A 13,415-nucleotide genomic window follows, 5' to 3' on the forward strand; every position below is an offset into this window, starting at 1 on the left:
AAGGCTTATGCACAAACTTTGGTTCTTTCTTTCATTACTGATCCTGATGTCATCTTGTGAAAAGGATCAGGTACAGCTTCCGTTCGGACCGGGAACGGCAACGGTGGATTCTGTTCTGTTGTCACGTGATGACTTCGATTCATTAACGGTAAAATACAACTCCTCTTCTTCGTCATCCTCCATTTACAATTATGTTGGTGGCTACCGGGATGCAGATTGTAAAACCGTTTTGATTTTTACGAATTTCACTCCGCTGCATGATACGGATGCAGACGCAGATTCCCTTGTTGTCAATAATGCCAGGATTATTCTCAGTGAATATCAAACATGGGGAAGTCCGGAATCTTTCACCTTTCAAACGTTCCTTATTCCCCAGACAGAAGAATACACCTGGTCCGATACCAGTGATTTCGATACATACTGGCAATCCGTCAGTCCTCAACTGGCACCTTTGAATGCATTCCCCTATACCCCCGATTCTCTCATCATTCCAATAGGTACAGATATTGCCGACAGCTGGTGGGATCCTGAAGAAGATGTAACAAATAACGGTATTGTCCTTAATTATGACGCGGGCGGACAAGAAGGAATGGCCGGTTATTATTCTTCCGACTACAACTCGGTTTCGAACTGGCCCCGCCTGGAACTTAACTGTACGGTTTTTGATTCATCCGGGACAAAAGACAGCACTTTTACTGTTTACGCAAATCGGGATTTTACGTATTCCGAACTAAGAAATACAGAAAGTGCACCTCCTTTCTTTGTCTCTCAGGGAGCTATTCGCCGGGCTTTTATCACCTCATCCCGCTTTCTGCCTGCTGTTCAGGGAAAATCCATCAACTACGCCGAACTCTCTCTCACCGTCAATCAATCGGAATCCCATTTCGACGAAGATTCCCTTACCGTTTATATCGGTCTTTTTACTTCTGAAGACTGGGAAACAAAAAACTTCCTTTTCAGCAGTTATCAAAATCCGGCAAAAATCTATAAAGACCACCTGAATGTATCCATACCCATCACCGAAGTGATAATGGATTTACAGGATAACAGTGGAGCGGCCGTGAGCGGACTCTTTATCCGGCTCGGCAGTGAATTGTATGGTTTTAACCAAATTGCCTTTGATCCCGATTCGGTTAAGATGAAAATTGTAAGCACCGAGTTTTAACAGGAGATTCATGATACGTAATTATAAAATCATTCTTACGATTCTGTTTGCGCTCACATCAGGACTGAGTGGTGGCATATTTGAACTCTACGGCACGGGAACATACGGAACAGATTATTCCGCGTCAGCTTTCGGCCGGGGAGGGGTATCCACTGCTTATACAGACACGATGACCGGCAGTATCAACCCTGCCCAACTGGCCCATATTCGATTTACCGAACTGGAGGTAGGGATGAATTCCCGCATTTCCCATATTTCCGATTTCGGATATAATGAATCTTCCGTTCGCTTCGATTATGCCAACTTGATCATTCCGGTAGGTAAAAAAGGCGGCCTGCAGCTGGGAATTTATCCCATTTCATCCGCACAGGCTGAATATCAGATTAAAACATCCTATATTACGGAAGTTCTCAAAACCACAGGGGATATCTATTCTCTTTCACTGGGATTTGGATATAAGATTGCTCCCCGGTTTTATGGCGGTGTTGCCTTTGAATTAATTACCGGCGGTTATACCCTCAGCAATGAAATCCGCTTTTCAAACGACGCGTATTACAGCTCTGAAAAGTATTATTCCAAAGGGATTGACGGAAGACGAATCACGCTGGGGACTATCGTAAGCATGGACAATCTGACTCTCGGTTTACGGTATGTCCATCCTTTCAGCATGAAATATAAGACACTGGAATACAACAGCTACAGCGAATATATATACAACGAACCGGTTGACACCACCTTAACACATCACATTGTCATCCCCCGTGAACTTTCGGCAGGTATTGCCTGGAGAATCGGGCGCCGTCATTACCTTATGTCAGATTACACCTACCGGAATATTCAGCATGCCTCACTGCTGAAAGTATTCAACCCGGTCAATGTTGATTATACCTCTTCGACATCACATCATCTGGCTGCCGGATACGAAAGACGAGGTGCCGTAGGATTATTTGTCCCCTTTTTTCAAAGCCTGACTTACCGCACAGGCGTTTTTTATGACAAACACAGGCTTGGCACGGACTATCAGAGTTACGGAATCAGTGCCGGATTTGGCATTCCCTTTAATAATTTTAAAAGTCGTATTGACGTTGGCTTTAATTACGGTTTAAATTCAGGGGATATTTTTGAAGATATTGAAATGAACGAAACATTTTTTCAAATTAAAATATCGATAAATTCCATTGAGCGATGGTTTAACACCCGGGGAAAATATCGATGATAACAAAAATCAGGAGATATGATACGATGAAAAAACTTCAGAACCAAATCCTCATTCTTGGGATATCTTTGTTGTTGGGAGGACTCTTTTTAACAAACTGTGTCCCCCATGAACAAAGATCTCCGGAAGAAATTGCAGCCATACAGCGTGCCAAGCGGGATTCCATCCGGAAAGCAAATTACAACCGTTGTCTTTTTAAAATGAGTAATGCTGATCAGTATAAAATTCAGGAAAACTGGACCGCTGCCATCCGGAATTATAAGGATGTTATTGAACTGGGATGCGTGGAAGATTTTGCAGACCCCTTATTTAAAGATCTGGCTCATTGTTACTACCGGAACGACCAGCCGGATTCGGCAGCCTGGGCGATTGAAGAGGGACTGATTTACAAACCGACCGATCTTCACATGCTGAAGCTCATGGCATATTACAACCGTGGTAATCTGGACAAGACCCTTGAAGCCTGGACACGTATTAACAACCTGTACCCGGGCAATACAGAATATATGTTTGAGCTGGCAGATCTCTATTTTAAAGCAGGTCACTATGACGAACAGATTACCCTGCTTGAAGAGATTCTTGAAATCGAACCGGATAACAAAAAAGCCGAATTATCCATTATTGCAGCTTATGAAGCCAAAGGGGTAGATCCTATTGAACTCTATGCCAAGAATTTTGAGACAGATAAATCCCATCCCCAGTATGCCTATCAGTATGCCCAGCGTTTGATTGACAGTAATAATTACGTGAAAGCTGTTACGGTCCTTGAGGAAGCTTTGAAGTACAATGCCTCAAATAAAAATTTAACCGAAATGCTGGCAGAATCATATGTGAATACAGGGCAACGGGACAAAGCAGTTCTTGTTTACGAGGAATTGGCTCAAAAAAATCCGACAGACAATGAACTGTTTATTAAAATTTCCAGTCTGTACCGGGAAATGGGACAATATCAAAAAGCCCTTCAGTTTGCAGACAAAGCTGTGGAAATCCCGCCGCATAACGGCCGGGCCATGGCGGAACGCGGGGAAGTCTACCTGGCAATTGCCCAGGCAAATACCATGAACCTGAACCTGAACGATAAACTGGTTTACCACATGGCCTATGAAGATTTCAAAGAAGCCCTGAAGCAGGGAAACGGCAATGTCCGCAGCAAAATTAATTTTCTGGAAAATAATAAATTAATAATAACCGGACAGAGTGACTATTTTCTGGCAACTGAGGCCAATAAAGTAGGGCCCAATGAATTCAAGCCTGTAGGAGAAGGTTACGCTTGGATTACACGAACCGTCAAAGTACAGTAGTCTATATCGGCTCCGACCATGCCGGTTTTTCTATGAAAGAGAAAACGGCGGAATACATAAGATCTTTGGGATATACCGTCCGGGATATGGGGACTGATTCTGAAAAATCGGTGGATTATCCCGACTATGGTGTAAAAGTTGCGCGTATGGTACGGAAAAACAATGGTTCCTGCGGGGTCATATTTTGCGGAACGGGCATCGGTATCAGCATTGCCGCGAATAAGGTCCCTGAGATCCGTGCTGCCCTTTGTACCAGTGAATTTCATGCGGAAATGGCACGAAGGCATAATGATGCCAATATACTGGCCATGGGTGCCCGGGTTTCATCATTCGATGAAGTAAAAAAAATGGTAAACAAATGGTTTTCGACCCCTTTTGACGGAGGCCGTCATGAAAAGCGGGTCAAAAAAATTCATTCACTAACGGGGTGTTGATATGTTTGAAATACTGAAAAAACAAGATCCGGAATTGTTTCAAACGATAACCCGTGAAATCCGGCGACAGAACGAGACCCTCGAAATGATTGCCTCGGAAAATTTTGTCAGTCCGGCAGTCCTGGAAACAGCCGGTAACGTTATGACGAACAAATATGCCGAAGGATATCCGGGACACCGTTATTATGGCGGATGCGAGTATGTTGATGAGGCAGAAAACCTTGCCCGGGACAGGGCGAAAAAGCTCTTTGGTGCCGATTATGCCAATGTACAGCCCCACTCCGGCAGCCAAGCCAATATGGCTGTCTATTTTACCTATTGCCAACCCGGGGACACGGTCCTTGGAATGGATTTATCCCATGGCGGTCATCTGACCCATGGAAGCCCGGTCAATTTTTCCGGTAAACTCTACAATATTGTCAGTTATGGAGTAAAGGCAGATACCGGCCGTATAGATTACGATGATGTGGTTCGTAAAGCACGGGAACATAAACCAAAGCTCATTATCGTAGGCGCCAGTGCCTATCCCCGGTTTTACAATTTTGCCCGTTTCCGGGAAATCGCCGATGAGGTCGGTGCCTATCTCATGGCGGATGTAGCTCATCCTGCCGGACTCATTGCCGCCGGCGTGCACCCGGATCCCATTCCCTGGTGTGATGTGGTAACTACCACAACCCATAAAACACTTCGGGGGCCCCGGGGTGGAATGATCCTTATGGGGAAAGACAAGGAAAATCCCTTCGGATTGAAAGCCGCCAAAAGCGGACGGACAAAAATGATGTCCGAAATTATGAATTCTACCGTAATGCCTGGTATTCAGGGCGGTCCCCTTATGCATATCATTGCTGCCAAGGCTGTAGCCTTTGGTGAAGCATTAAAACCTGAATTTAAATCGTATAGCAAACAGATTATCCAAAACACGAAAGTCCTGGCCGATTCCCTGTTAAGTCTGGATTTTAACCTTGTCTCCGGGGGATCTGATAATCACCTTGTTCTAATCGACCTGAGGAATAAGGGCATCAGCGGTAAAAAAGCAGAAAACGCTCTGGAACAGGCGGGCATTACCGTGAATAAAAATATGGTTCCTTTTGATACCCGGAGCCCCTTTGTCACCAGCGGTATCCGTGTGGGTACACCAGCCCTGACAACCCGGGGATTTAAAGAAACTGAAATGAAGGAGATTGCCGGATTTATCAACCGGGTGATTTCCGATCCTGATAACGAGAAAAACCTCAGGACCGTCCGAGAGGAAATTAAAGTCCTCTCAGAAAAATACCCGCTGTATCCGGAACTTCTGAGTCGATATGTATCATGAAATGTCCCCAATGTGGCCTGCCCGATACACGGGTTATTGACAGCCGTCCTCTGACAAAAGAGATCGGCATCCGTCGCCGCAGAGAATGTCCTGCCTGCGGGTATCGTTTTACTACCTATGAATATGTCGCACTGAGCCCGGTCCTTGTCATTAAATCCAATGGTACGCGGGAAGAATTTAACCGGGAAAAACTGATGCATAGCATTCAACTTTCCTGTACGAAACGACCTGTCTCTTTAAAGACCATTCAGAATGTTGCCCGGGAAATTGAACAAAAAATCGAACAATTGAGCCTGTCCGAAGTTAAGTCCTCCTTTATCGGTGAAGAAGTCATCCACAGACTTCGCCAAATCGATAAAGTTGCCTATATCCGTTTTGCGTCCGTCTATCATGAATTTCAGGATGTGACCGAATTCAAAGAAGAAATCAAGGTTTTGGAAGAGAATTCATGACAGGCATCACGGAACCGTCAACCCCTTCTGTCGTATATAAGTAAAGATAGAGAAATGTTGACATTCTGAATCCAAGGGTATTAACTTTCAACGCAAAAATTCGAGAGGTGAGCATCAGAAACGTTCGTTAAAGGATTATTTGAAAAAAGTGACCCCGACAAATATGTCCTTTGAACGAACAATCAGGCCGAGCGTGTCATTGTCGTTCGGTTTTTTTTTGAAGGAGACCCAAAATTATGCTGAGACGATTCATATTACTTCTCATGATTATTTTCATTGCATCCACCGGTTCGTTGATGGCTCAGGGGGATGCCGGTGCAATCTTTTTACTGATAGCTCCCGGTGCCCGGGCAGAAGCCATGGGAGAAGCCCAGGTGGCTGATGCCAGCGATGCCTATTCTTCTTACTGGAATCCGGCCGGACTGGCCTATATGGATAAAAATGAAGTGGGACTTATGTATGTAAAATGGCTCCCTAACCTGGTCGATGATATGTATTACAACTTCCTCACAACCGGCTACCGGATTCCCGGCTTTGGCACCGTGGGTGGACATATCATCTACCTGAATTTAGGCGAACAACAACGAAGGGATGAAAACAACAATGACCTGGGAACCTTCGTATCGTATATGGCCGCCGTGACCATCTCTTTCGGGACTAAGATTTCTGAAAACCAGGCCTTCGGCGTCAATGCGAAAATTGTATATCAGATGCTGAGTCCTTATGGAACCATTCAGGAAAAAGGAAAAGGGTCCTCCACAAGTTTTGCCTTTGATTTTGGTTATTTGTACAAAGGTCTTCTTTGGAACAAGATCGATTTTGGTATGAATCTTTCAAACCTGGGCCCCAAGGTGGCTTTCATCGATGTTGCCCAGGCAGATCCCATGCCGACCAACATGAAACTGGGAATCAATCTGAAGGTTCTGGAAAAACAACATAATAAATTCTCGATTGTTTTCGACGTGAATAAAATGCTTGTTGCCAGTTACCAGCCGATGGACCGGAACGGAAACCTTATTATCGATAAAAATACAAAAGAAGAAGCGTATGCCGATCCCTGGTACAAAGCCATTTTTACATCCTGGATCAACGATTGGAAGTATGAAGGCGATATCGACTATTCGGGAGATGGTGTGATTGGCGGATACGATGCCGAAGGAAAACCACAGGGTGGTTATGACGCATACGGAAATGAAGTAGTCGGTGGCGACTATGATGAAAACGGCAACCTGGCTGTCAGCTATCACCCGGATACGGGAGAAGAGATGGTGGGCTGGGGCGTTTTTGGCGGACATCCCACCAATAAGGTGATGAATAAGATTGAAGTGGGATCCGTTAATGACGGCAGTGTTCAAAACGAAATTGATCAAATGATTTTCAACATCGGTGCCGAATATGTGTATAACGGTCTGATTGCCCTGAGAGCGGGATATATTTACGATAAAGCCGGAAAAATCAACAATCCGACACTGGGTTTCGGACTCATGTACCACAATCTCGGATTCGATTTCGGATATACTGCCGGAGCCGAAAACCATCCTCTGACCAATACGATGCGTATCAGTCTCAGGTACCGCTTCGGAAAAGATTAATTAAACTATGAACAGGCTGCGATTATCAACGATTGTGGCGGCGATCTTTGTCGCCACTTTTTATACAACGATCTATGCCCTTCCCACCAGAACCCCGTCACAATTTAGCCGGCCGGTGCTGGTTCCTCAGCACTGGAATGTGATTTTAGTGGAATTTGAGGAGGATAATACACCGGTTACAACCGGAAACGGTTCCTTTCTTCAATCCTGGGATGAGAGTGATTATAGATATGCATTGGACCCGCCCCCCCATAACAAGGCTTATTTTCAATCCCACCTGAAGGCGATCAGCAATTACTGGCGCCATGTGACCAATCAAGCCCTCCGGATTGATACAAGCGCATCTGTGATTTTACCCACCGGCGCAGAATCTATACGTCTCCCCCGGAATATCCGCTATTACCATCCGGCAGATAAACCGGACAGCGTGGATTACCGCCTGGCAGAACTGGTTTATGAAACATTCAGAATCCTTAAAGAAAATCACGGAGAAAGTTCCCTCTTCGAAACCGTTATCCTCTTTCACGCCGGAGTGGGACAAGATTTCGACTTTTCCAACATGTATGACCCCACCCCTTTTGATATCCCTTCCTTCTATTTTGATGAAACATTTCTCTCTGAATACCTCAGTCCCGAAGCAGTTGCACTGATACAATCCCTGGGTGTCAAACAGGGAATCGTTCTGCCGGAAATGCAAAATCAACTGAAACTCAATGTGGCTCTGAACGGGACAGCTCTCCTTATGTCAGGTTTTCTCCTTGGTCTCCCTCCTCTTTATAATACAGAGACAGGCAAATCGGGAACGGGTATCTTTGGGTTTATGGATCAGGGATCCAATAATGCAAACGGACTCCTCCCCATTGGCCTTTCTGCTTTCGAGCGAATCATCATGGGTATCCAATCGCCACAAACGGCAGAACATGCAAACCGCTACTCCCTGCTTCCGGGAGAAATCCTGAAAATCCCTGTCAGCAGCCGGGAATACTTCCTTGTTGAATATCGTAAAAATGCCGGAATCCGCCTGGATTCCCTTTATCAAAATCATTTGGATGATATCCTGCCGGATTCGGAACGCTACGAAACCTATCTGGATGCCCTGGAAAAAGTCAGAGACATGGGACTTGCAGATTACTCGCTGAATCCTTCTACGGGCGTGCTGGAATCCGTTGAAAACTACGATATCACTCTACCTGCTTCCGGTTTGCTTATCTGGCATGTCTATGACCCTGATAAAGCTCTCTTTGAGTACCCGGAAAATCCCAACGGCCAGGCAATTCCCATGGTTCGCCTGGAAGAGGCAGACGGCGCCTACGATATCGGGAAAAATTACGGTCCCCTGAGCGGCTCGGTAAACCAAGGCTGGAAATGGGATATGTGGTTTTCGAAAAACATGGGATTTCTGGATAACAATTCCCATATCTACAATATTAAGAATATTGAATTTTCCGACAGGACCCATCCCGATACCCGGAGTTTTTCCGGCATTGAAACCGGAATACGGTTGAAACAATTCACTTTTACGGCAGATTCAGCCTCCTTCACACTGGACTTCCTCAAAGAACGCCCGGAACAATTCGTTGGATTTGAAGCCCTGGGAACATGGGATTTTCACAACACAGAAACACACATCCCTTACGGATTGCGGGAAAACCATCTGGTCTGCCTGGAGGATACGGGTTTTGTCTCCCTTGCGGATTTAAGCCCACTCTCTGCCCGGGCCGAAAACACGGCGATTCTCCCCTATGAAAACAAACTCATCGTTATCCACACACAAAATGCCCAAAGTGTCGTCAGACAGTATGATATCCTGGACAATCCATTACGAGCTGTTCTCACCACTTCCCGTTCTCTTTCGTATGCACTCAGAATTGGTTCTCTTTTGCTGTATGATAATACACTTTTTCTTCCTCACGGCGACTCAGACAATTCTGCATTCAGTTTTTATCATCTGGACCGGGATTTTCTATCCGGACCCTTTTCAACCGTTACCGATATAGGCGGAACCGTTGTATATAACCATTCTCTCCTGGTGAGTTCCGGTAAATTCCTGCATTATCCCGATAAAGGCCAAGTGGAACAATTGTCTTTTACCATAGGAAGCATGGTCTCATACTCAGACACACTGATTGTAACAGATTCGGATCATGGAGGATTTTATTTTTATGACGTTTCTGAAGGAAGGCTGATCAATTCCCGGGGATATCAGCAGGATCTAATCATTGACGAGATCATCCCCCTGGATCTGCCCGAAACCCGGGGACCGGATTTTCTACTTCTGGGAACAAGCGGAACGGAGAAATATTTGATCCTGACAGACAGTGACGGTCACCCCTGGAATGGTTTTCCTGTCAGGAATAACTACGATGCTATACGTGTCTATTTTGATAGGAACGAGCTCCGGATCATCGCTTTAAAACCTGACGGACGGATAGATATTTTTGATAAAACAGGTACACGACTTACATCTTATACAATCACCCCAAAACCTTTCTCCTTTTTCCTGACCCATCATAGACAGGGTTTAGCCCTTTTTTCTGAGGGCGACCGCCTGCTGTTGGAGGGAGATTCTCTGCACTGGGCATATCCCAACGGAGACCTGTGGAGTACCCGTCATATCCGGATAAATACAACAACACCGGATTATCCCAGGGGGATGTTAATAGCCAAAGACCTGATTTATAACTATCCAAATCCTGTTTCGGATGAAAAAACCTGCTTCCGGTATTTTGCCGTCGAAGCAGAATTTGTGGATATTAAGATCTACGATTTACAGGGTAAATTTGTGGAACATCTGCAACAAACCCCCATTCAACAGCAGTGGAATGAAATCCCGTGGGATATTCGTTCACTCGATTCGGGTGTGTACATTGCAAAAATTACAATCAACGGATCCGGAAGTGAAAAAACCTTTATCATTAAACCGGCGATACTTAAATAAATTCATGAAATATCTGAAACGATGCTTCTCTTTCCCGATTATTTTCCTTTTCTTAGCAGTATCCCTTTGGGGAAGCCCCAATCACCCCGAACTGAACTGGCATACTTTTGAATCGGAACACTTTATTTATCACTATCATGACGGTACGGAACAGACAGCCCGGATGGTGATGAAAGTGGCGGAGGAAATGTATCCCCATGTTACCGGTCTGTACCAATACGAGCCTGCTACCAAAACACAGATTGTCATACAGGATACCGATGATTATGCCAACGGGGGCGCCTACTATTTTGAAAACAAAATCCTGCTTTGGGCATCACCCCTTCAATTTGACCTGAGGGGGAACCACAGCTGGATCCGGAATGTTTTTACTCATGAGTTTTCCCATATCGTTTCCCTGGGGAAGGCCATGAAATTTCCCATCACATTTCCTGCCGGCTATATTCAGGTCCTGGATCGTGAAAAACCCTATAAAGACAACATCATCATGGAGTACCCCAAAGGAATCGGTGCCATGCCGGTGGCTAATGTGGTTGTGCCCATGTGGTGGGCTGAAGGAGTTGCCCAGTTTCAGTTTGCCGAAAGCATGGGGGATTTGTGGGATTCACACAGAGATATGCTTCTGAGAGACAGAGCCCTGCACGGCAATTTATTCAGCTGGAATGAAGCAGCCTATTTTGACAAAAAGGGAACGGGAAATGAGTCGGTATACAACACCGGTTTTGCCTTTGTGCGTTACCTGAATCATACTTATGGTCCCTCAATAAACCGCCAAATTGCCGAAACCGCCGCTTCGGCCCGTCACTGGTCCTTTAACAAAGTTTTCAGGGCCATCCTTGGAAAAACAGGCCGTGAAATATACAATGAATGGCGGGATACGCTAACCGCCGCTTATCTCCGGGACACGGAAACTATCCGTCGGCACGAAAAAAAGGGGGAAATCCTCCTGCAAAAAGGACCTGCTTATTTTAACGTTTCTGTATCTCCGGATGGTGAGAAAACCGTATTATCTGCTGCGGAAAACCGGGATTATCTGGGACAGACATATCTATTCAGACTCACTGAAAACGGAGATTTGGAACAATTGGATAAACAATCCCGCATTCGGGGAAATATCGCCTGGAGTCCCGACAGCCGATATATCTACTACGTGAAACAGCGCCTCCCCAATATTTACGGCTCTATCTATTTTGATTTGGCTAAATACGACTTTAAAAGCGACAAAACAGAATTTATAACGAAAAATGACCGGGTGTATTCCGTTGCCGTTTCAGGAGATGGCGAGATTTATGTGATTACCGTTCATGACGGGAGTCATAACCTGGCCCGCGTTGCTCAGGATGGTACAATTGAACCGTTGACCCACTTTAATCACGGTGAACAGGTTTATGATCTGGATGTATCTCCCGACGGAACATCCATTATCTTCGACATGGCCTTGTTGCACGGGAGAAATATTTACAGTCTGGACACTCAAAACGGTGAGATACAAAGTGTTTTAGCCACAGAGAACTGTGACAACCGCCACCCCGTCTTTACGCGAGACGGGAAATCCGTCATTTTCGCCTCAGACCGGACAGGGATTTTCAATCTTTATTCCCTGAACCTGGAAACCGGTCATGTATCCCTTCTGACCAACGTGACGGGAGCTGCCTTTTATCCTGAAACCACACCAGATGGAAATATTTTGTATACCCTGTTTGAAAACGGCATTTTTAAACTGGCAGAACTCACACAAACGGGAACTGTCAATCCTGATTATGCAACGTACCGGCCTTACACTCTGCCAAATAACGATTACGATCCCACCCAATTGCCCCATATCAAATCCGAGCCATACACATCCCAATTTTCCCGTTTTTTTGTCATGCCCTATCTGATGATTGATTACAACAAACCTAAACTGGGTTTTGCCGCCTTTCAGAATGAAGTCTTAAATAAATATAATTTGTATACATCCATGGGGATAGCAACCAATAAGGACATGGATATCTATGCCCGGCTGGATTTCAACTTTCTCCTGCCGACCTTATATCTGGAAGGATATTACGTAACCTACCATCTGGATTCCCAGTCAGAACGCCTGTATGAATTAACGGATCTCGAACGGGATATCTCATTCAGACTCTGGGAAGCTATCGGCGGCATGGAATACCGGTGGATGAATCACCTCTTTCACGTGTCCGTTAATCATCACCAGTACTCTGCTTCCATCACTGATTATGACAAAACACGGAGAATATTGTATGACCCCTTTGGTTATACATATTTCAAAGGGACTTCCATTCAATCGGACTGGACTCTGGATTTTATTGTTCCTGACTGGCACAGTGATATCAATCCCCGTCGTGGTTTTTCCACAAAATTCAGTATTGCTTACGATTTCAACCGGTATCTTCAGGATTTTGGCATCAGTGAAGAATACAGCACCCTTCAGGAAATCTACAGTCGTGAAAATACCTTCCGGCTGGAATTGAACTCTGAACTTTTTCTCCCTGTATCCTTTCCGGACCGGAGCGCACTGAGTGTGGCCATCAACAGCGGTTGGCAGGAAAACACGAAAATCGACAGTTTTTTCCATTACTACGGTGGCGGCCGTCCGGGGCTGAAAGGATATCCTTTTTATTCCATTGAAGGGACCCAGAAAATGGTTTTAACAGGCATATACCGCTTCCCTGTCATTCCTGACATGCACATTGGATTGGAACCCTTCTTTTTTAACCGTTTGTATGCCGGTATCTATTACCAGGCCGGGGATGCCTGGCGGGGCGGATTGGGAGATCTTGACATAAAACAAAATGTGGGCATCGAACTGCGCCTGGGCGGACACTCCTTTTATGCCTATCCCCTGGCCATCTCACTGGATGCCGTTTACGGCCTGGATTCTTTCAGCCGGCTGGATGAAGCCAATGGAAAGATGGTCACTTTCGGAAAAGAGTGGCGGTTTTATTGGTCCGTTCTCTTTAACTTTCCCAACAGAACCGATCCGTTATAAGGAAAAC

At 45.4% G+C, this 13,415-nt stretch carries 9 protein-coding genes; all 9 read left to right on the forward strand.

The features are described 5' to 3' along the window. The first annotated feature begins 7 nt into the window (after nt 1-7). Nucleotides 8-1,165: a hypothetical protein gene (locus J7K63_01335; protein MCD6233667.1), complete on the forward strand. Its 1,158-nt coding sequence runs from the start codon at nt 8-10 to the stop codon at nt 1,163-1,165. Between the two features lie 10 nt (nt 1,166-1,175). After that, entirely contained in the window at nt 1,176-2,381 is a 1,206-nt protein-coding gene (locus tag J7K63_01340; protein ID MCD6233668.1) for a hypothetical protein, read from the forward strand. Between the two features lie 26 nt (nt 2,382-2,407). After that, a complete protein-coding gene (locus J7K63_01345) occupies nt 2,408-3,682 on the forward strand; it encodes a tetratricopeptide repeat protein (GenBank protein MCD6233669.1) in 1,275 nt (424 codons plus the stop codon). Nucleotides 3,683-3,714: 32 nt separating this feature from the next. After that, complete coding sequence (rpiB, locus tag J7K63_01350; protein ID MCD6233670.1) at nt 3,715-4,116, forward strand: ribose 5-phosphate isomerase B; 402 nt, start codon at nt 3,715-3,717, stop codon at nt 4,114-4,116. A gap of 1 nt (nt 4,117) precedes the next feature. After that, nucleotides 4,118-5,431 (forward strand): serine hydroxymethyltransferase, encoded by a 1,314-nt coding sequence (locus J7K63_01355; GenBank protein MCD6233671.1) that lies wholly within the window; start codon nt 4,118-4,120, stop codon nt 5,429-5,431. Then, nucleotides 5,428-5,883, forward strand: a complete 456-nt coding sequence (gene nrdR, locus J7K63_01360; GenBank protein MCD6233672.1) for a transcriptional repressor NrdR — start codon at nt 5,428-5,430, stop codon at nt 5,881-5,883. Before J7K63_01355 ends, nrdR begins: the two co-directional genes overlap by 4 nt. Before the next feature lie 296 nt (nt 5,884-6,179). Then, the gene (locus J7K63_01365; GenBank protein MCD6233673.1) at nt 6,180-7,475 is read left to right on the forward strand and encodes a PorV/PorQ family protein; all 1,296 of its coding nucleotides are present in this window, start codon (nt 6,180-6,182) and stop codon (nt 7,473-7,475) included. 7 nt (nt 7,476-7,482) lie between these two features. Next, the gene (locus tag J7K63_01370) at nt 7,483-10,413 is read left to right on the forward strand and encodes a T9SS type A sorting domain-containing protein (protein ID MCD6233674.1); all 2,931 of its coding nucleotides are present in this window, start codon (nt 7,483-7,485) and stop codon (nt 10,411-10,413) included. Continuing rightward, the gene (locus tag J7K63_01375) at nt 10,373-13,408 is read left to right on the forward strand and encodes a PD40 domain-containing protein (GenBank protein MCD6233675.1); all 3,036 of its coding nucleotides are present in this window, start codon (nt 10,373-10,375) and stop codon (nt 13,406-13,408) included. Before J7K63_01370 ends, J7K63_01375 begins: the two co-directional genes overlap by 41 nt. The last annotated feature ends 7 nt before the right edge of the window (nt 13,409-13,415 follow it).

The sequence above is a fragment of the Candidatus Neomarinimicrobiota bacterium genome (genome assembly GCA_021157965.1).
GTDB lineage: Bacteria > Fidelibacterota > Fidelibacteria > Fidelibacterales > Fidelibacteraceae > Fidelibacter.